Origin of the sequence: Jannaschia sp. M317 (assembly GCF_025141175.1) — a bacterium.
Classification (GTDB): Bacteria; Pseudomonadota; Alphaproteobacteria; order Rhodobacterales; family Rhodobacteraceae; genus Jannaschia.
Window position 1 is genome coordinate 2,784,532 of sequence record NZ_CP081155.1, and the last position, 17,959, is coordinate 2,802,490.

Annotated in this window: 23 protein-coding genes; 8 read left to right on the plus strand and 15 right to left on the minus strand. The window is 64.6% G+C overall.

What is annotated here, in order from left to right; genetic code table 11:
* Positions 1-18: 18 nt before the first annotated feature.
* Together K3551_RS14180 and K3551_RS14185 are read left to right on the plus strand one after the other, a co-directional pair.
* Complete coding sequence (locus tag K3551_RS14180; protein ID WP_259914555.1) at positions 19-1,173, plus strand: DNA cytosine methyltransferase; 1,155 nt, start codon at positions 19-21, stop codon at positions 1,171-1,173.
* The gene (locus tag K3551_RS14185) at positions 1,170-1,715 is read left to right on the plus strand and encodes a GIY-YIG nuclease family protein (RefSeq protein ID WP_259914556.1); all 546 of its coding nucleotides are present in this window, start codon (positions 1,170-1,172) and stop codon (positions 1,713-1,715) included. Before K3551_RS14180 ends, K3551_RS14185 begins: the two co-directional genes overlap by 4 nt.
* On the opposite strand, the gene K3551_RS14190 is transcribed toward K3551_RS14185, so the two are convergent.
* From K3551_RS14190 to K3551_RS14255, 14 genes are all read right to left on the minus strand, one after another.
* Positions 1,716-3,017, minus strand: coding sequence for a branched-chain amino acid ABC transporter permease (locus tag K3551_RS14190; protein WP_259914558.1), 1,302 nt, complete (start codon positions 3,015-3,017; stop codon positions 1,716-1,718).
* Positions 3,014-4,024 carry a branched-chain amino acid ABC transporter permease gene (locus tag K3551_RS14195; RefSeq protein WP_259914561.1) on the minus strand — a complete coding sequence of 337 codons (1,011 nt, stop codon included), beginning with the start codon at positions 4,022-4,024 and terminating at the stop codon, positions 3,014-3,016. Before K3551_RS14195 ends, K3551_RS14190 begins: the two co-directional genes overlap by 4 nt.
* Positions 4,024-4,359, minus strand: coding sequence for a hypothetical protein (locus K3551_RS14200; protein WP_259914565.1), 336 nt, complete (start codon positions 4,357-4,359; stop codon positions 4,024-4,026). Before K3551_RS14200 ends, K3551_RS14195 begins: the two co-directional genes overlap by 1 nt.
* 24 nt (positions 4,360-4,383) lie before the next feature.
* Positions 4,384-5,199: an ABC transporter ATP-binding protein gene (locus K3551_RS14205; protein ID WP_259914568.1), complete on the minus strand. Its 816-nt coding sequence runs from the start codon at positions 5,197-5,199 to the stop codon at positions 4,384-4,386.
* Positions 5,196-5,975, minus strand: coding sequence for an ABC transporter ATP-binding protein (locus K3551_RS14210; protein ID WP_259914571.1), 780 nt, complete (start codon positions 5,973-5,975; stop codon positions 5,196-5,198). The genes K3551_RS14205 and K3551_RS14210 overlap by 4 nt, the downstream gene beginning before the upstream one ends.
* Positions 5,976-6,039: 64 nt before the next feature.
* Positions 6,040-7,230 carry an ABC transporter substrate-binding protein gene (locus tag K3551_RS14215; RefSeq protein ID WP_259914574.1) on the minus strand — a complete coding sequence of 397 codons (1,191 nt, stop codon included), beginning with the start codon at positions 7,228-7,230 and terminating at the stop codon, positions 6,040-6,042.
* A 110-nt stretch (positions 7,231-7,340) separates the two neighbouring features.
* Complete coding sequence (locus K3551_RS14220; RefSeq protein ID WP_259919636.1) at positions 7,341-8,171, minus strand: ATP-binding protein; 831 nt, start codon at positions 8,169-8,171, stop codon at positions 7,341-7,343.
* Between the two features lie 5 nt (positions 8,172-8,176).
* Positions 8,177-9,088, minus strand: a complete 912-nt coding sequence (tatC, locus tag K3551_RS14225) for a twin-arginine translocase subunit TatC (protein WP_259914576.1) — start codon at positions 9,086-9,088, stop codon at positions 8,177-8,179.
* The gene (tatB, locus tag K3551_RS14230; RefSeq protein ID WP_259914578.1) at positions 9,085-9,537 is read right to left on the minus strand and encodes a Sec-independent protein translocase protein TatB; all 453 of its coding nucleotides are present in this window, start codon (positions 9,535-9,537) and stop codon (positions 9,085-9,087) included. The genes tatC and tatB overlap by 4 nt, the downstream gene beginning before the upstream one ends.
* Positions 9,538-9,560: 23 nt before the next feature.
* Positions 9,561-9,788: a twin-arginine translocase TatA/TatE family subunit gene (gene tatA, locus K3551_RS14235; protein ID WP_259914580.1), complete on the minus strand. Its 228-nt coding sequence runs from the start codon at positions 9,786-9,788 to the stop codon at positions 9,561-9,563.
* 112 nt (positions 9,789-9,900) lie between these two features.
* Positions 9,901-11,079, minus strand: a complete 1,179-nt coding sequence (locus tag K3551_RS14240) for a LysM peptidoglycan-binding domain-containing M23 family metallopeptidase (protein ID WP_259914582.1) — start codon at positions 11,077-11,079, stop codon at positions 9,901-9,903.
* A gap of 41 nt (positions 11,080-11,120) precedes the next feature.
* Positions 11,121-11,741: a protein-L-isoaspartate(D-aspartate) O-methyltransferase gene (locus K3551_RS14245; RefSeq protein WP_259914585.1), complete on the minus strand. Its 621-nt coding sequence runs from the start codon at positions 11,739-11,741 to the stop codon at positions 11,121-11,123.
* Between the two features lie 21 nt (positions 11,742-11,762).
* Positions 11,763-12,557, minus strand: a complete 795-nt coding sequence (gene surE / locus K3551_RS14250) for a 5'/3'-nucleotidase SurE (RefSeq protein WP_259914589.1) — start codon at positions 12,555-12,557, stop codon at positions 11,763-11,765.
* 43 nt (positions 12,558-12,600) lie between these two features.
* Positions 12,601-13,383: an enoyl-CoA hydratase gene (locus K3551_RS14255; protein ID WP_259914592.1), complete on the minus strand. Its 783-nt coding sequence runs from the start codon at positions 13,381-13,383 to the stop codon at positions 12,601-12,603.
* Between the two features lie 55 nt (positions 13,384-13,438).
* On the opposite strand from K3551_RS14255, the gene K3551_RS14260 reads away from it, so the two are divergent.
* Positions 13,439-13,855, plus strand: coding sequence for a PaaI family thioesterase (locus K3551_RS14260; RefSeq protein ID WP_259914594.1), 417 nt, complete (start codon positions 13,439-13,441; stop codon positions 13,853-13,855).
* An 89-nt stretch (positions 13,856-13,944) separates the two neighbouring features.
* Here K3551_RS14260 and K3551_RS14265 read toward each other — a convergent pair whose 3' ends face one another.
* Positions 13,945-14,172 (minus strand): DUF1127 domain-containing protein, encoded by a 228-nt coding sequence (locus K3551_RS14265; protein WP_259914597.1) that lies wholly within the window; start codon positions 14,170-14,172, stop codon positions 13,945-13,947.
* A 112-nt stretch (positions 14,173-14,284) separates the two neighbouring features.
* Between K3551_RS14265 and K3551_RS14270 the strand changes: the two genes are divergently transcribed.
* From K3551_RS14270 to K3551_RS14290, 5 genes are all read left to right on the plus strand, one after another.
* Positions 14,285-15,718: a PLP-dependent aminotransferase family protein gene (locus K3551_RS14270; protein ID WP_259914598.1), complete on the plus strand. Its 1,434-nt coding sequence runs from the start codon at positions 14,285-14,287 to the stop codon at positions 15,716-15,718.
* 151 nt (positions 15,719-15,869) lie between these two features.
* Positions 15,870-16,331, plus strand: coding sequence for a 50S ribosomal protein L13 (rplM, locus tag K3551_RS14275; RefSeq protein ID WP_259914599.1), 462 nt, complete (start codon positions 15,870-15,872; stop codon positions 16,329-16,331).
* 2 nt (positions 16,332-16,333) lie between these two features.
* Positions 16,334-16,843, plus strand: a complete 510-nt coding sequence (gene rpsI / locus K3551_RS14280; protein ID WP_259914601.1) for a 30S ribosomal protein S9 — start codon at positions 16,334-16,336, stop codon at positions 16,841-16,843.
* A gap of 80 nt (positions 16,844-16,923) precedes the next feature.
* Complete coding sequence (locus tag K3551_RS14285; RefSeq protein ID WP_259914603.1) at positions 16,924-17,430, plus strand: hypothetical protein; 507 nt, start codon at positions 16,924-16,926, stop codon at positions 17,428-17,430.
* A gap of 73 nt (positions 17,431-17,503) precedes the next feature.
* Positions 17,504-17,860, plus strand: coding sequence for a hypothetical protein (locus K3551_RS14290; protein WP_259914605.1), 357 nt, complete (start codon positions 17,504-17,506; stop codon positions 17,858-17,860).
* Positions 17,861-17,959: the final 99 nt, after the last annotated feature.

Below are 17,959 nucleotides of genomic sequence, written 5' to 3' on the forward strand. Positions count from 1 at the left end.
CCGATCCTAGAAACACATATGGTGTCCCCGGACGAAACCACACCCAGATATGCCGAATTCTTCTGCGGAGGAGGCATGGTCCGCGCCGCCTTGGGCGCGGGCTGGACCTGTGTTCTGGCCAATGACATCGACCCGATGAAGTGTCGGGTTTATCAAGACAATTTTGGCGCGCACGGCTTGGTCCGGGGCGATATCGCCACGCTGGACCCCGCCCCGTTGATGCGTGACGTGGATCTCTACTGGGGGTCCAGCCCGTGTCAGGATTTCAGCCTGGCGGGCAACGGCAAGGGTCTGGCAGGACAGCGCAGCGGGGTGTTCCGGCACTGGATCGATGTGATCGCGCAAGCCGTCGCCGCAGACCACGCGCCGCGCGTCATCGCCTTCGAGAATGTCACCGGCCTGTTGTCGCGCGCGGGCGGTGCGGACTTCGTGGCCGTGGTGACCGCGCTGTCCTCCTTGGGCTATCGCGTCGGCGGGTTGGAGATCGACGCCAGGCACTTCGTCGCGCAAAGCCGTCCGCGCCTGTTCGTGATCTGTGCCCGCGATGACATTGATGTGGGCGGCCTGACCCGTGCCACGCCCGATGGCCCCTTTCACTCCGCCAAGCTGCGCCGTTTTGCTCAGGCGCACCGCAGACAGCTTTCCGATCGCTGGGTCTGGTGGTCCCTGCCCGCCGCGCCCGCCCGCGCGCAGCGGCTGGAAGACGTATTGGACCCTCGCCCCGACACACCATGGTTCACCCAAGCCGAAGTGCGGCACCTGACCGCCATGATGTCCCCGCCCAGCCTGTCCCGCCTGAAGACCGCGCAGGCCAGCGGCAAGATGACCATCGGGACGATTTATCGCCGGGGGCGCCCGGATGCCCAGGGCACCGTGCGGCAGCGGGCAGAACTGCGGTTGGACGGGATCGCGGGTTGCCTGCGAACGCCTGCGGGCGGATCCTCGCGCCAGACCCTTGTCCTGATCGAGGGGCGGCGCATTCGGGCCCGGCTTTTGTCCTCGCGCGAGGCGCTGCGGCTGATGGGCCTGCCTGACGATTACCGCGTCACGGGCCGCTACAACGAGGCCTACAAGGTGGCGGGCGATGGCGTGGTCGTCCCCGTCGTGGCGCATCTTGACCGCCATCTGTTTGCGCCGATCCTGGCCGCCGCACGCCTGCGGTCCGCCGCATGACGCCCGAACAGGCGTTCCGCCACAAGGCGTTGAAATCACTGACCGACGATATCGGAGTTTACGCGCTCTGCGATCTTGATGGACAGCCGATCTATGTGGGGCAATCGGTTGACGGCATCCGCACACGGGTGCGCCGACATCTGACATCGGCCAGGTCCGACGTCATCGCAAACCGGCAGATCGACGTCTGGGAGGTGGCCTTCGTCCGCGCCTGGGTGGTTCCCGAGCGGGCGGATATCGGACCGTTGGAGGCGGCCCTGTTCGCGTATTACGACGCGCAGTTGCCGTTGATGAACGGACAGAACCTGGAGGCATCGGCCGATGTCACCCTGGCCCGTGACCCCGACCAGATCGTTCAGGTCATCGAGGAAGACGACCGCACCGACCGCCTGAACCCCCTGCGCCGCCTGCCCCGGCAGATTGCGCAATATGAGTTGCTGGTGGACTATATCCTGACGGTCAAGGATGCGCCGCACCTGCGGAAGGCGCTGGACGCGCACTTCCGCAGGCTGGTCAATTACCACGGCGCATTTCTGCGGTGATCACCTCTCGGGGATCAGGCCCTTGGGTGAGAACCGCAGCACCAGCAAAAGGATAATCCCCATCGTCAGCAGCCGCATATGCGCCGCTGCATCCAAGAGATGCGTCTTGAGCCAGGTGCCGTCGGCCATGCCCGCCGTGATCCCCTGCATCAGCAGGGCACCAATCGGTTCTACCTGAACCCAAAGCCACCAGACCAGGAAGCCGCCCAGGACCGCGCCCCAGTTGTTGCCGGATCCACCGACGATGACCATGACCCAGACCAGGAACGTATAGCGCAGCGGCTGATAAGTGCCGGGCGTCAGCTGCCCGTCCAGCGTGGTCATCATCGCCCCTGCGAGGCCCACAACGGCAGATCCCAGAACGAAGATCTGCAGATGCCGGCGGGTCACGTCCTTGCCCATCGCCTCGGCGGCGACTTCGTTGTCGCGGATCGCACGCATCATGCGGCCCCAGGGCGACGCCAGCGCGGCCTGAGCCAGCCAGATCAGGATCGCCAGAACGATCAGGAATAGCGCCGAATAGCCAAGCTTCACCGTGATCGACGAGGCAGTGACAGGGTCAAACCCCCAGCCCTGCATCCGATCCACAAAACTGGCGGAGTTCTGGAGGTCGATCTCATATGGGACGGGCCGGTCCAGACCGATGACGTTCTTGACCCCGCGCGCCAGCCAGTCCTCATTCTTGAGGATGGCAATGATGATCTCTGCGATGCCCAGCGTGGCAATCGCCAGGTAATCGGACCTCAGGCCCAGCGCCGTCTTGCCGATCAACCAGGCCGCGCCAGCCGCCAGCAGGCCGCCCACCGGCCAGGACAGCACGATCGGCAGGCCAAGACCGCCCAGATAACCTGAAACCGCGGGGTTCACGGCCTCGACCGCCTCGACGCCCGCATCAAAGACCGCACGAAAGGCAAAGAACCCGACCAGCAGGATGGCCACGACGCCCAGCCCTTTGAACCGGGGCAATCGGGAATGGGCCATGATCGCCGCGACGACCGTCGCCGCACCCAGCAGCAGCCCGCCCAGCAGGCGCAGCCCGCCCGCAGACCAGGCCTCGCCCACGGGCGGAGCCGAGACGAGGACGGCACCCAGCCCCCCCAGGGCCACGAAGCCCATGATCCCTACGTTGAACAGCCCGGCGTAGCCCCACTGCATGTTCACGCCGAGCGCCATGATCGCCGAGATAAGCCCCATGTTCAGGATCGTCAGAGACACGTTCCAGGACTGCACGAAGCCGGTCCCGACAAAGAGGACAACGACGAAGGCAAAAAGCGCGAGATCGCGCGGCTTGAGCGTGTTCATACCGATTTCCCCGCGAACAATCCGGTGGGCCGGAACAAAAGAACAATCAGCAGGATCACGAAGCTGACCGCGAATTTGTAGTCGGTGGACAGAAGCTGAACCAAGCCATGCGGCTCCAACGACTCTGGCAAGGCGTAGCCCAGCACCTTTTTCAACGGATAGGTGATCGTCACCTCGGCAAAGGCGATCAGGAAGCCGCCCGCGATGGCACCCAGCGGACTGCCCAGGCCGCCAACGATGGCGGCGGCGAAGATCGGCAGCAGAAGCTGGAAATAGGTGAACGGCTTGAACGATTTGTCGAGACCGTAAAGCGTGCCCGCCACGGTCGCCAGGCCCGCGACGATGATCCAGGTGATGACCACGACCCGTTCGGGATTGATGCCCGACAGCAGGGCCAGATCCTCATTATCGCTGAACGCCCGCATGGATTTGCCGGTGCGCGTCCGGTTGAGAAACCAGAACAGGACCGCCACGACGATGATCGCGACCACCACGGTGATGGCCTGCGTGGTCTTGATCGCAAGCCCTTCATCCAACCCGGTCATGGTCTTGAAATCGCGCGCCGTGATGATGAACCGCTCGCCATCCGCGAACCGTTGATCGTCTGGACCGATGATAAAGCGCACCAGCCCGTTCATCACAAACATCACCCCCAGCGAGGCGATCACGAACGTCACCGGCACCGCCTTGGCCCGGCGGTAGAAGCGATAGACCAGCCGGTCCGTGCCCAGAACCAGGAGTGCGGTCAAAGCGATCCCGAAAGGCAGCGCCAACAGCGCCGTGGGAAGCGGGCCGAACCCGATGCCCACCGCCTGCATTGCCCAGGTCACCAGGATCACCGACATCGTGCCAAAGGCCATCGTGTCGCCGTGGGCAAAGTTCGAGAACCGCAGGATGCCATAGATCAGCGTCACGCCCAGCGCGCCCAGCGCCAGTTGCGACCCGTAGGCGATGGCCGGGACCAGGACGAAATTCGCCAGCGTCACGAATGCGTTGAGAAGTTCCATCAGCCCTCGCTCCGGCAGGTTCCAAGGTAAGTTGTGACAAGCGGCCCCGGCAGATGGACCGAGGCGCGCGCCGCGCCGTCCTCGCCGCGCGACAGCAGAAGGCTCATGCCCTGCCCCTGTGCCAGCCAGGTGTCGTCTGCAAAGTAGGTCATCGCCAGATCACCGAATTCGGTGACAAAACGGATCGGGTCGCCGTCCACGATGTCCAAGGCGAACGTCGTCCCGGCGCAGGCCTCCGTCTCAAAGCACTCTGCCTCGAACGCGCAGGTCATCTCTGCCCGCGCCGCCCCGGCGCAGAGCGCGGCGACGATCGTCAGATGTAGGGCGGGGTTCACGCCGCCTGTCCCTCGCAACATCGCTCAGCCCCCCAGGAAACTGCGCCGGACCTGTTCATCCGCCAACAGTTCCTTGCCAGTGCCGGTGTGGGCATTGCGCCCCTGCACCAGCACATACCCCTTGTCCGCGATCTCCAACGCTTGCCGGGCATTCTGCTCGACCATGAGGATGGAGATACCGGTGCGCGCCACCTCGATGATGCGGTCAAATAGCTCGTCCATGACGATGGGGCTGACGCCAGCCGTCGGTTCGTCCAGCATCAAGACTGTCGGGTGCGTCATCAAGGCGCGCCCCACGGCGACCTGTTGGCGTTGCCCGCCCGACAGCTCTCCGGCCGGTTGCAGGCGCTTTTCCTTGAGGATCGGGAACAGGTCATAGACCTGCGCCATGGTGTCACGGAAATCGTCGCGGCGGATGAAGGCCCCCATCTCCAGGTTTTCCTCCACCGTCATGGAGGTAAAGATGTTGGAGGTCTGGGGCACGAACCCCATCCCCTTGCCCACGCGGTCCTGCGGGGTCAGGGCAGTGATGTCCTCGCCGTCCAGCCTCACCGCACCCTTGCGCAGATTGAGCATGCCGAAGACGGCTTTCATGCCCGTCGATTTGCCCGCGCCGTTGGGGCCGACGATGACGGCGATCTGGCCCTTGTCGACCGCGATCGTGCAATCGTGCAGGATGTCTGCACCGGTGCCATAGCCGCCGGTCATGCTGTCCCCGATCAGGAACGCCTCCGATGTGCGGGGGCGCTCTCCGCTCGCGCTGCCGGCCTGCATCGTCCCGCCGGGGCGGGGGTTCACGATGGAGGCGTCCTTGTTGCCGCGCCCGTCGAAGCCGGTCATGCGGTCGCCTCCTTGTTCTTCAGGCCGGTGCCCAGATAGGCCTCGATCACCTGCTCGTTGGCCTTGATTTCGGCCAGCGACCCTTCGGCCAGGACCTTGCCCTCGGCCATGCAGATGACGTGGTCGCTGATCTTGCCGATGAAATCCATGTCGTGCTCGATCACGACAAAGGTGTAATTCCGTTCCTGATTGAGACGGATGATCGCGTCACCGATGGTGTTGAGCAGCGTGCGGTTCACGCCCGCGCCCACCTCGTCCAGAAAGACGATGCGCGCATCGACCATCATGGTGCGGCCCAGCTCCAGCAGCTTCTTCTGGCCGCCCGAAATCTCTCCGGCCTTTTGCTCGGCCAGGTGTTCGACGGTCAGAAACTCCAGCACTTCGTCGGCCTTGGCGCGCAGCGCGCGTTCCTCGTCCGCGATCCGCTTGCGCCCGAACCAGGTGTTCCACAGGCTTTCCCCCGATTGCCCACCGGGGACCATCATCAGGTTCTCGCGGCAGGTCATGGAGGAGAATTCATGCGCAATCTGGAACGTGCGCAGCAGCCCCTTGTGGAACAGATCGTGCGGCGGCAGGCCGGTGATGTCCTCGCCCGCCATGGTGACGGTGCCGGACGTCGGTGGCAAAACCCCCGCGATCACATTGAACAAAGTCGTCTTGCCTGCGCCGTTCGGCCCGATCAACCCGGTGATGGAGCGCTCTTCGATCCGCAGGGTCGCGCCATCCACTGCGCGAAAACCGCCGAAATGACGGTGGAGGTCGTGGACCTCGATCATACCCGTATCCCCCTATGGCAACGGCCCCGGAAAACCGGGGCCGTGCGTGTCGTGTCGATGCGGATCAGCGGTAGCCAACCACCTGAAGGTCGCCATCGGCGAAGGTGACTTCGCGGTAGTTGCCCGCCGATTCACCCGGTCCGATCAGTTCCACCGCCGAGGCACCGACGTAGTCGATGTCGCCGCCGTCCTTGAGGATCTGCAGCGCCTTGCCCAATTCACCCGGCAGGATCTGCTCGCCCGGTGCGTTGGCCACGCCCATCACGGCGTCCTTGTAGGCCGCCGGATCGGTGGATCCCGCCGCCTGCATCGCCAGCATGATCAGCGCGGCCGCATCGTAGGCTTCGGCCGAGAACGGCGAAGAGCCGTCGTAGTCCGCAGCCGAGGCCATTTCCTGATACAGCATCGCGCCGGGGCTGTCGGTGCCGGGGTTCTGGCCGGTGGAGCCGTCGATTTCGTCACCGAAGTTATCGACCAGCGCCTGCGAGATCATGCCATCGGGGAAGTGGAATGTGTCGAAGGCACCCGAATCGAGCGCCGCGCGCACGATGCCGGACCCGCCCTGATCGACGTAGCCCGCGACCACCAGACGGTCGCCACCAGCAGCAGACAGCGCGCCGACTTCGGCGGAATAGTCGGCCTTGCCGTCTTCATGGGCGGCGGAAATGGTGACTTCGCCACCGGCAGCCTCGTAGGCGGACTGGAAGCTGTCGGCCAGGCCCTTGCCATAGTCGTTGTTGGTGTAGGTCAGCGCGACCGAATTGATGCCCTGCTCCAGCAGGATTTCGGTCATGATGACGCCCTGACGCGCATCCGACGGCGCGGTGCGGAAGAACAGGCCGTTGTCTTCGGCGGTCGACAGACCCGGCGACGTGGCAGAGGGCGAGATCATCACGACACCGTTCGGCAGCGCGACGTTCTGCAGGATCGCGCCGGTCACACCGGAACAATCCGCACCCACGATGCCGGACACGCCGTCACCGGTGATCAGACGTTCCGCAGCAGAGGTGGCAGCAGCGGCGTCGATGCAGGTGCTGTCGCCACGCACCGATTCGACGGTCACGCCATCCAGCAACAGACCCGACTCGGACACTTCGGCCATCGCCATTTCGGCCCCGGCGGCCATCTGCGGTGCAAGCGATTCAAGCGGACCGGTAAAGCCCAGAATGACGCCCAGCTTCACGGGCGAATGTCCGTCCGCATAGGCGGCGGTGGTTGCAAGCACGGCGGCAGAGGCCAGCAGCAGCTTTTTCATGGTAGTCTCCCTGATATGCGGCCCTGTCTCGGGCCTTTTGATGCAGGGACGTTATGACGGGTCCAAAGCGTTGGAAAGGGTGTTTAGATCCGAAGCCGCCTTCCGCAACGTTAGACGGTAACGCCTTGACGTCCGGCAAGATCAGTAAAGAACTGCCACGCCACACGACCGGATCGTGACCCGCGTGTGGCCTGCCATTCCACCGCCTCGGCCCGCAGGGAGGCATCGTCGATGGTCACCCCGAAGGCATCGCAATAGCCCCGAATCATCGCCAGATAGTTGTCCTGATCGCAGGCGTGGAATCCAAGCCAAAGCCCAAAGCGGTCGCTGAGCGAGACCTTCTCCTCCACCGCTTCGGCGGGGTTGATGGCCGATCCACGCTCGTTCTCGATCATGTCGCGCGGCATCAGGTGGCGGCGGTTCGAGGTGGCGTAAAAGATCACGTTGTCGGGCCGCCCCTCTATCCCCCCGTCCAGCACGGCCTTCAGCGACTTGTAGGCCGCATCGTCGTGGCTGAAGCTCAGGTCATCGCAATAAAGAACGAAGCGGTGCGGCGCGGCACGCAGCAGGGTCAGCAGACGCCCGACCGTGTGGATGTCTTCCCGCTGAAGCTCCACCAACTTCAGGCCGGTTTTCTCAAGATCGCCATGCACCGCTTTGACAAGGCTGGACTTTCCCATGCCGCGCGCGCCCCAAAGCAGGGCGTTGTTCGCAGGCAGCCCCTCAGCGAAACGACGGGTGTTGGCGTGCAGGGTATCGCGCGCGCGGTCGATCCCCAGCAGCAGGTGCAACGGGATACGATTGACCTTTTGCACGGGAACCAGCCGGTCGGGATCTGTGTCCCAGACATAGGCACTTGCCGTCCAGTCCGGGGCAGGCAACGGCGCGGGGGCCAGGCGGTCAAGGGCGTCGGCAATGCGGGACAGGTCCCGCGTCGTCAGGTCAGTCACAGCTCTTCATCCTCGTCGAGCAGGCCCTCTGCGCGCATCTGCTTGACCCGCTTGCGTTCAACAAATCGGACAAGCCAGATCGATATCTCATAAAGACCGAAGACCACGACAAATAGGATGATCTGTGTGATCACGTCCGGCGGCGTCACCAGCGCGGCCAGCAACAGGATGCCAACGACCGCGTATTTGCGCACCGACGCCAGACCCGCCGCGCTGACCAGACCGGCAGTGCCCATCAGGGTCAACAGAACCGGCAACTGAAAGCACAGCCCAAAGGCCACGATCATCTTGAGCGTGATGTCGAGCGATTCATTGACCTTGCCGTCAAAGACAATGTCGATCCCCTCATCCATCGGCGGCATCAGGGCATCCGGCGTGGCGGGCACCACCGGTCCGGTGATGATCACGCCCTCGGGCACCTCTGTCGGGATCGCACCCGCGACCACCGTGCGGACGTCGGCAAAACCCAGGAAGAACTGCATCGCCAGCGGTACGACGACGTAATGCGCGAAAGCCGCGCCCAACAGGAACAACAACGGTGATGAAAGAAGAAACGGCAGGAATGCCTTTTTTTCCTGCCGGTAAAGACCGGGGGCGACAAAGCGCCAGAGCTGGTGCGCGATGATCGGGAAGGACAGGATCAGGCCCGCAACGACCGACACACGGATCTGGGTAAAGAAGTATTCCTGCGGGGCGGTATACTGCATGCGCGGATTCGGGTCGCCGAGCGCGCGCATCGTGTCCTCGATCGGTCCAAGCAGAAAGGCCAGGATTTCCTGGGCAAAGGCGAAACAGACGATCATGCCAACGAGAAAGGCCGCAACCGCCCGGATCAGTCGTGTCCGAAGTTCCGCAAGATGCTCGATCAGCGGGGCGGAGCTGTCTTCGATCTCGTCTTGGGTACTCATGCCTCGTCGGCCTTTGGCTTGGGCGCGGGTGCGGCGGGGTCGGGAATCAGATCGGGTTCATCGGCCCGCTCTGCAATTTCGGCGGCCTGACGGTTCTCGGCGGCTTGCGCCATGGCAGCGTCGATCTTGCGCTTGTTCTCGGCCCTTTCGGGCGACAGCGAACTGTCATCTTCGGGCGTCCAGGCTTTGAACTCGTCGGTCGCTTCGCGGATCTTGTCCATGCCGAATTTCTTTGGGTTGGCGACCTTGCGCAGGTCGCCTGCGATATCGTCCACGCCGCTGTCTTTCGCGGCTTGGTTCATGGCGGTCTGAAACTCCCGCGCCATGCGCCGCGCCTTGCCGGTGAATTCCCCCAGCGTGCGGAACATGCGCGGCAGGTCCTTGGGCCCCACCACGATCAGCGCGACCACGCCAATGACGAGCAACTCGCTCCAACCGATGTCGAACATGGGACGCGCCCCCTAGCGGTGGCTCAGACCTTGTCCTTCTCGCCCGCTTCGGGCGTCACATCGCGCGCGACGGATCCGTCGGCCAGCGCATCCGTGTCTTCTTCCTTGGTGCTGTCGTTCACGCCCTTCTTGAAGGCCGTGATGCCCTTGCCCACTTCGCCCATCAGGGACGAAATCTTGCCCCGTCCAAACAGGACCAGCACGACAACGGCGATAAGAAGAAGGCCCGGCAGGCCAATATTGTTGAGCATCTGTCAGTCTCCCCTGGGCGGACCTGTTGTGGTCCGTTCATCTGTTCTTTGATCCTACTTACGCACTGTGCGGGGGATGTAAAAGCGCCCCGCGCGAAGTTTTCGTGATGGTTCAGCGCAGCAGGGGCTCCGGATCGACGGCATCAAAGCCCCGGCGCACCTCGAAATGCAGAAACGCGGGGTCGCCGCCGCCCACACTGGCCAGGCGTTGACCCGCACGGATGCTGTCGCCCTTCGACACGGCGATATCCTTGATATTGGCATAGACCGTCAGCAATCCGCCATCGTGGCGCAGCACCAGGATCGGCACCTGATCCGTATCGCGGGTGATCGCGGCCACGGTGCCGGCGGCTGCGGCAGAAACGGGCGCACCTTCGGTCGCGCGGAAATCCACACCCTCGTTACGGGCCGAGAACGGTCGCAGAACATCACCTGAAACAGGGCGGCGCAGGCGTGCGGGTTCGGGCGCAGGCTCCGGCGTGGGGGCCACGGGGATCGCTTCCGGCTCTGGCTCGGCAGAGGCTTCGGTGCGGAACTGATCCAGGTTCGGGCTTTCTGGCAGGGTCGCGGCTTCGACCGATTCCGGCAGCGCGGAACTGGCCGACGGCGGGACCGGTGTTGGAGTCCCGTTGCCCGGCGACGCGATTTCCTCGGCCCCGCTGTCCCCGATCACCAGCGGGATCAGCAGGAACTGCCCTTCGCGAATGGTGAAATCAGCGCCCAGGCCATTCCATTCCGCCAGACTGGCGGGGCTGACACCATACAGGCGCGAGATCGAAAACGCCGTCTCGCCACGGGCGACCCTGTGCCGCACGGGTTCCTGTCCGGTCTGCACCGCCACAGGCGCGGCGGCGGGCGCAGCCCCCGCGGCGCGGTCGATGGCGGCACCGGCGATCTGCGTAATGTCTGGCCGTTCGGTTGCAGCGGCCGCCGCCGGGTTGATCCGACGCGGCAGCGCGAGAACCGCGCCGGCGTTCAGACGGCTGTCGACCTGCAACCCGTTGAACGTCGCCAGTTCCGCCGAGCCGATCCCGACCCGCTGCGCGACGTCGGCCACGGTGTCCCCACGCCGTGCCACGGCCACCTGATAGTTGGGATAGGTGATCAAACCATTGGCATCGGGCGCAGGCCGGTCCGCCGCCGCGCGCCGCGCCGCGTCAGACGTGTCGAGCCCGCCGGGCGCATTGTTGCGAAGATCCAGGTCCAGGCCCTGAATCCCGTTACAGCCCGCAAGCACACCGATTGCCGTCATCAGACCCGCCACGCGGATCATCCTGCCCGATTGAGACATTCCTGTCCCTCCGTCCTGCCCAATGTCGGGCGACCCGGTCTTCAGCCGAGTTCAACCCCTTCCACCAGCGGCACAAAGCGCACCGGCATATTCAGATCGTCGTAGTCATAGCCGCTTTCGGTCCGCCGCACGATAACCAACTGTTGCATGTGGTCCGATACGCCCACAGGCACCACCATGCTACCCCCGACGCGCAATTGCGCCAAGAGGGGGCCGGGCGGGTCCTCGGCGGCGGCCGTCACAAGGATGCGGTCAAACGGTGCCTGTTCCGGCAAACCATAGCTGCCGTCGCCGGTGATCACGGTGATGTTGGTCAGACCCAGACGCCCGTGTGCCTCGGTCGCCAGGCGCGCCAGGGCGCGGTGCCGTTCGACCGTATAGACCCGCCGTGCCAGGTGCGACAGGATCGCGGCCTGATAGCCGGTGCCGGTCCCCACCTCCAACACCTTGTCGCGGGGCTGCACGTTCAGGGCGGTGGTCATCTGCCCCACCACCGAAGGCTGGCTGATCGTCTGGCCCGACGCGATGGGCAGGGGGACGTCATCATAGGCGCGCGCGGCAAAGGTTTCGGACACGAAGGCGGCGCGGTCGGTCCGTTCGATCGCCGTCAGAACGCGGGCATCCGTCACCCCGCGCTGGCGCAGGGTCACGAGCAGGCGCATCGTGTCCTCGGGCGTCAAGGCTCAGCCCGCGTCGGCAGGAAAGATCGACCGGAGGTCGTCCAGCGCGGCGCGGTCGGTCAGGTCGCAGCGCATCGGCGTGATCGACACCAGGCCGTCGAGGTTCGCAGCCACATCCGTGCCCGGTGCCGTCGGCACACCCTGCGCGGATCCCGCGATCCAGAGATAGTGCCGACCCGAGGGCGATGTCTGCGGGCTGACCTTCATCCGGCCATCCCCACGATAGCCCTGCCCCACGGCCGCGAACCCCTTGACGTGGGCGGCGCTGACCGGAGGAAAGTTGACGTTGTAGAACAGCTTATAGGTGTCGCCGCCCCAGGGCGCGTCAGCCACCAGCTTTTTCACCAACTCCGCCCCGCGGCTGCGCGCGGCTTCGAACGGATCGTCCAGATCGACGTTCTCCGGGCCGTAGTATTGTGACAGGGCGATGGCCGGAATGCCCTGCAGCGCGCCCTCCATCGCGGCACCGATGGTGCCGGAATAGACCGTGTTCTCGCCCGAGTTGTTGCCCCGGTTCACCCCGGACAGGATCAGGTCGACCGGCCCGTCCACCAGGTCGCCGATGCCTGCCAGGACGCAGTCCGCCGGGCTGCCTTCCAACGCAAAGCGGCGCGGCCCCATCTGCGACACCATCGAGGGTTTGACGTAGTTGATGCAATGTCCCACGCCCGATTGCTCGAAGGCGGGTGCGACGGTCCAGACCTCGCCCCCCTCGCCCGCGACCTCGGTTGCGATTTCGGTCAGGACGTCCAGCCCAGGTGCGGAAATACCGTCGTCGTTGGTAATCAGAATGCGCATGCGGAAAACCCCTTGTTGAAGCCTACTTGCGGGGTCGCGCGGGTCATGTCCAGCGGGGCGGCCGTTTTTCCAGAAACGCCTGTATCCCCTCTGCCGTATCGGCGTCATCCAGGTTGGCGACCATGGCGTCGCGGGTCAGGGCATAGGCCTCTGCCAACGGGCGTTCGAGCTGCGCGTAGAATGCGCCCTTTCCGATCCGCTGCGCGGCAGCCAGCTTGGACGCGACCCGTTCCGCCAATGCGCGGGTTTCCGCCTGTAGGGCCTCGGCCGGGACGGCACGATTGATCAAACCTGCATCCGCAGCGGCCTGCGCCGACAGAAATTCGCCCGTCGTCAGCAACTCCATCGCGCGTTTACGGCCGATGTTGCGCGACAAGGCGACCATGGGGGTCGAACAGAACAGGCCGATGTTGACCCCGTTGACCCCGAATTTCGCGTGATCGGCGGCGATCGCCATGTCGCAGCTGGCGACCAGCTGACAGCCGGCTGCGGTGGCCAGGGCGTGCACCTCGGCGATGACGGGCTGCGGCAAATCGCGAATCTGCGTCATCACGGCGGTGCAGCGGTCGAACAGATCGGCAAAGGCGGCGCGCCCCCCGTCTTCGGCCTGGCGCATCGCCTGCATCTGGCGCAGGTCGTGCCCGGCACAAAAGGCACGGCCCTCGGCCCGCAGAATCACCGCGCGCAGGTCGCTTGCGGCGATATTGGTCAGCACTGCGGACAGGTCGGCCAACATTTCATCGGACAAGGCGTTCAATCGTTTCGGATCGTTCAGCGTCAGCGTGGCAATCCCGCCCGCATCCTCGCGCATCAAGATATCAGACATTTGCACCATCCCTCCCTCTCGGTCATCAAGGTGCGACGAGCGGGGGGCGGTGACAATGTTGAAGATGGACGCAGCAGCGTTGGAGGCGTTTCTGGCGCGGGATTTCCCCCAGGTTGGCGACGACTTCGTGGTCGAATCGGTACGCGACGACGGTGTGACCGTGCGCCTGAAGGTGGCAGACCGGCACCTGCGCCCGGGCGGCACGGTGTCTGGCCCGTCGATGTTCGCGCTGGCCGATGTCGGGCTTTACCTGGCGATCCTGTCGCGACTGGGCCCTGTCGCGCTGGCCGTGACCACGAACTGCTCTATCGATTTCATGCGCAAGCCCGCCGCCGGGGCGGACATATTGTGCGACGCGCGCCTGCTGAAACTGGGCCGCGTTCTGGCCGTCGGGGACTGTCTCTTGCGGTCAGAGGGCAGCGACGCGGTGCTGGCCCGCGCCTCGCTGACCTATTCGATCCCGCCGCGCTAGGATTGTACCCCTACAACGCCGCACGAAAAAAGAGCCGATCCCCCAATGGAAGGACCGGCCCCAGTCGGGGAAGAGATCGGGGGGTGAATTCAGGCGCGGAAGAACGGCTTGTCGATCTCTCGCAGCACTTCGGCGGTGGTCAGGCCGACATCACCGTAACGCGCTGGATCCATGTCACGAAGGTCGCGGCGCGTGCGGGACCGCTGCTCCCATTTCGCAACGGTCACCGCGACGGTCATCAGGGCCTGCGACAGGAGCGACCCGGCGGGAGCAGCATGATGGTTCAGGGCGGGGTTGGCGAAGATGAGGGCGGTCATGGCGTGTGTCCTTTCGGGGGAAGACCTTTTGTCTTGTGTTGGTACAATGTAGCCTGTATGGCGTAATCTATAGATACAATTCACCACCGACCAAAACCAGCGATACATTGTCATGGGTACAATAACGGACCGGAATATCATCCAGGTTGATTTCGGCGACGACAGCCGTCCGAAGTATATCGTGGTAGAAGGAGCCGTCCGCGCCGCCATCGACCGGGGCGACCTGCCGCCGGGCACGCGCCTGCCGCCCGTGCGGGACCTGGCCTGGAAAATCGGCGTGACGCCCGGCACCGTCGCCCGCGCCTATTCCCGGCTGACCGACGCAGGCGTCCTGGAGGCTGCGGTAGGTCGCGGCACCTTTGTCGCGGAACCCGCCTCCCCTGCCCCGATCTATCGCGAGTTTCAGCCGCTAAGCGTCGATTCGACCCCGCACATGACCGGCGGAGACACCTGGGCCGTCAATGTCCTGTCGCCGCACCTGCCCTCGGTCGGGCAGGCCCGTCTGATCCGCCGCCTGCTGGCCGAGATCGCCGAAGATCCGCCATCGGGCATGATGCACTATCCCACCTTCGAGTCGGAGCGCCCGGCGCGCGAAGCGGCGGCCCATTTCCTGGCCAGCGACACGCTGGGCCCCCTGGACCCGGATGAAATCGCGCTGACCCATGGTGGCCAACAGGCGATTTCGCTGGTGCTGCAATCGGTTCTGACCGGCCGCCGCCCCGTTGTCCTGTTGGAGGAGCTGGCCTATCCCGGTTTCCGCCGCATGGCCGAAATGCTGCGGGCCGACGTGGTGACCGTGCCGATCGACGAACATGGTGTGATCCCCGAGGCCCTGGCAGAAATCGCGCGGCCCGCCGACGTCCAGATCCTGTGCACCTCGCCCGACGTCCAGAACCCGACCTGCACGCATATGCCGCTGGCGCGGCGTGAAAAGCTGGTCCAGGTCGCGCGGGCCTGCGACATTCAGATCCTCGAAGACGATTGTTACCTGATGGGCAAGGCCACCCTGCCCAGCCTGCGTCTGCTGGCGCCTGAACGGGTCTGGCACGTGTCCTCCATCGCCAAGACGATCACGCCCGCCTTGCGGCTGGGGTTTGCCCTGGCACCGAAGGGCCGCGCGCTGGCCTTGCGCCGCGCTGCTGAATACAACTCTTTCGGGATGGCCACACCGCTCAGCGATCTGGCGACCAAACTGCTGGTTCACCCTGATCTGCCTGACCTGATGGAAGGGACGCGCCAAAACGTCATGACCTATGTGGCCGCTGCCGCAGACCTGCTGGACGGCTACGACCTGACCTGGCGGCCCGATGTCTCGTTTCTGTGGCTGACCCTGCCCAGCGGCTGGCGCGCCTCTGCCTTTTGTCGCGCCGCAGAAGAGGTGGGCGTGAAACTGCGCGCCGCCGAGGAATATGCCGCCCGCGACGCCAACGCCCCCCACGCCGTGCGCTTTGCGGTCAATGCGGGCGTATCGCTGGCCAGCTTCGAGGCCGCGATCAGGCGGCTGCGCGACCTGCTGGACCACCCGCCGGAGGGCCTGGGCGTCTAGATTTATGGGGTAAAATTACACCCCACGTATAACCTTATGATTTTGCTTTATTTTACGGACTTCTAGCCCGTTGACACCGGACTTTCCGTGTCTATAAGCGCGACATCCGGGGCGTGTCCCCATCCGTTTTCACGATCAGATAGGGCAAGGCATGAAAACCTTCACCATGACCCCCGACCAGATCGACAAGAAGTGGATCCTGATCGACGCCGAAGGCATCGTTCTGGGCCGCCTCGCCTCGATCGTCGCGACCCGCCTGCGCGGCAAGCACAAGGCCACCTTCACGCCGTCCATGGACATGGGCGACAACGTGATCGTCATCAACGCCGACAAGATCCAGCTGACCGGCAAGAAGCGTGACAAGCCGAACTACTGGCACACTGGTTATCCGGGCGGCATCAAATCCCGCACCACCGGCCAGATCCTCGAGGGCAAGTTCCCCGAGCGTGTCGTGACCCAGGCCGTCAAGCGCATGCTGCCCGGCAACAAGCTGTCGCGCGACATCATGACCAACCTGCGCGTTTATGCAGGCTCCGAGCACCCGCACGAGGCGCAGTCGCCCGAAGTGCTGGACGTGCGTTCCATGAACCCCAAGAACACTCGGAGCGCTTGAGCATGGCTGAGCAACTGAACTCCCTCGAAGACCTCAAGGGCGCCGTCGACACCTCGGCCGCCGCCACCGGTGGCGAAGAGATCCTGCTGGACACCTCCGCCCCGCGTGAGCCTGTCCGTGACGAGCTGGGCCGTTCCTATGCGACCGGCAAGCGGAAGGACGCTGTCGCCCGCGTCTGGATCAAGCCGGGGTCCGGCAAGGTCACCGTCAACGGCAAGGACATCAACGATTATTTCGCCCGCCCCGTGCTCCAGATGATCTTGAAGCAGCCGTTTCAGATCACCGACCGCGAAGGCCAGTTCGACGTGATGGCCACCGTCAAGGGCGGCGGTCTGTCCGGTCAGGCAGGTGCCGTGAAGCACGGTGTGTCCAAGGCGCTGCAGCTGTACGAACCCGGACTGCGGTCCGCGTTGAAGGCCGCCGGCTTCCTGACCCGCGACAGCCGTGTCGTCGAGCGGAAGAAATACGGTAAGGCCAAGGCCCGGAAGAGCTTCCAGTTCTCCAAGCGTTGATCTACACTTTATGGTCATGGGCTCGCGGTTTCGCGGGCCCATTGCCACATTCACGACCAGGGTTGGATCCAACAGACGCCATGACGACAGAACGCACCACAACCGCCTTCAATCGCCGCCGTCTGATGCTTGCCCTGCTGGCCGTTCCCGCCGTGTCGGCCTGCAATGTGATCCCGCGCCGCGAAAAAGAGCCCGAGCTCGTGCTGACGGATGCCTTCGACGGTCGTTACGAGATTGTCGTGAGCCGGCTGCGCAATGGCCTGGAACCAGACGGATCCACCCCGAAGCTCAAGGAATTGGCGCGACTGTCTTTGCGCGTGACGCAGGGCGTGATGGTTCCGACCTCTGTGACGGACACGGCCGAGGGCGAGAATTACCAGGATTTCCGCGGCACTCTGTCGCTGGGTGGCCGGTTCCGCGTGTCGATGACCGCAGGCTACCTGACCGGCAGTATTGGCCAATCCTTGATCGAAATCGACACGATCATCGGCAACACGCTGCTGTCGGGGCAGACCGTGACCGAACAGCCTGATGCTTTCGGCGAGAACTACACCCCGGTCATCTCCATCCGGCGCCTCGGGGCCTGACAAGCCACAGGCAGCTTGCACTGGTCAGGCGACGGCGCGACACTGATCCGACGTCATCAACCTGGGCGATCCCATGTATTCGCCGTTCTCGCGTGCCGCGCTGTTCCTTGTTGCCATCTGTGGCTGGGGCATCCTGTTCTTTGGCGGTTGGATCGCGGTGCGCGGCATCTTCTTTTACGCAGCCGACCCCGTTTTGATGGGCACCGGGGGCGGCCTTGCGATTGGCGGGCTGCTGGTCGTGGCCCTGACGGTCGGGGCCAATGCCCAGGTTTCGACCGCCCGAGATACCGCCGCGGTGCGGGCCGCGCTGGAAAGGCAGACCTCGACCGACCGGGGGCGCGGCAAACCCGAGATCAAGGCCACGAGGGCCCGCGACGCATCCATCCCGAAACCCCGGGCCGAACCGCGTATGCGCGGCCCGGAGGCCTGACACGCTTAGCCGGAGTGGAACCCGTGTCGGACGGTCTGTCCGACACGGGTCTGGTCAGCCGCAGTAGCGGGACGCGACGTTCTCGACGCCAGAACCACT

Coding starts and splice junctions, on each gene's coding strand:
- K3551_RS14180 (WP_259914555.1), top strand. CDS start 19: ATGGTGTCCCCGGACGAAACCACACCCAGATATGCCGAATTCTTCTGC.
- K3551_RS14185 (WP_259914556.1), top strand. CDS start 1,170: ATGACGCCCGAACAGGCGTTCCGCCACAAGGCGTTGAAATCACTGACC.
- K3551_RS14190 (WP_259914558.1), bottom strand. CDS start 3,017: ATGAACACGCTCAAGCCGCGCGATCTCGCGCTTTTTGCCTTCGTCGTT.
- K3551_RS14195 (WP_259914561.1), bottom strand. CDS start 4,024: ATGGAACTTCTCAACGCATTCGTGACGCTGGCGAATTTCGTCCTGGTC.
- K3551_RS14205 (WP_259914568.1), bottom strand. CDS start 5,199: ATGACCGGCTTCGACGGGCGCGGCAACAAGGACGCCTCCATCGTGAAC.
- K3551_RS14210 (WP_259914571.1), bottom strand. CDS start 5,975: ATGATCGAGGTCCACGACCTCCACCGTCATTTCGGCGGTTTTCGCGCA.
- K3551_RS14215 (WP_259914574.1), bottom strand. CDS start 7,230: ATGAAAAAGCTGCTGCTGGCCTCTGCCGCCGTGCTTGCAACCACCGCC.
- tatC (WP_259914576.1), bottom strand. CDS start 9,088: ATGAGTACCCAAGACGAGATCGAAGACAGCTCCGCCCCGCTGATCGAG.
- tatB (WP_259914578.1), bottom strand. CDS start 9,537: ATGTTCGACATCGGTTGGAGCGAGTTGCTCGTCATTGGCGTGGTCGCG.
- tatA (WP_259914580.1), bottom strand. CDS start 9,788: ATGCTCAACAATATTGGCCTGCCGGGCCTTCTTCTTATCGCCGTTGTC.
- K3551_RS14240 (WP_259914582.1), bottom strand. CDS start 11,079: ATGTCTCAATCGGGCAGGATGATCCGCGTGGCGGGTCTGATGACGGCA.
- K3551_RS14245 (WP_259914585.1), bottom strand. CDS start 11,741: ATGCGCCTGCTCGTGACCCTGCGCCAGCGCGGGGTGACGGATGCCCGC.
- surE (WP_259914589.1), bottom strand. CDS start 12,557: ATGCGCATTCTGATTACCAACGACGACGGTATTTCCGCACCTGGGCTG.
- K3551_RS14255 (WP_259914592.1), bottom strand. CDS start 13,383: ATGTCTGATATCTTGATGCGCGAGGATGCGGGCGGGATTGCCACGCTG.
- K3551_RS14260 (WP_259914594.1), top strand. CDS start 13,439: ATGTTGAAGATGGACGCAGCAGCGTTGGAGGCGTTTCTGGCGCGGGAT.
- K3551_RS14265 (WP_259914597.1), bottom strand. CDS start 14,172: ATGACCGCCCTCATCTTCGCCAACCCCGCCCTGAACCATCATGCTGCT.
- K3551_RS14270 (WP_259914598.1), top strand. CDS start 14,285: ATGGGTACAATAACGGACCGGAATATCATCCAGGTTGATTTCGGCGAC.
- rplM (WP_259914599.1), top strand. CDS start 15,870: ATGAAAACCTTCACCATGACCCCCGACCAGATCGACAAGAAGTGGATC.
- rpsI (WP_259914601.1), top strand. CDS start 16,334: ATGGCTGAGCAACTGAACTCCCTCGAAGACCTCAAGGGCGCCGTCGAC.
- K3551_RS14285 (WP_259914603.1), top strand. CDS start 16,924: ATGACGACAGAACGCACCACAACCGCCTTCAATCGCCGCCGTCTGATG.
- K3551_RS14290 (WP_259914605.1), top strand. CDS start 17,504: ATGTATTCGCCGTTCTCGCGTGCCGCGCTGTTCCTTGTTGCCATCTGT.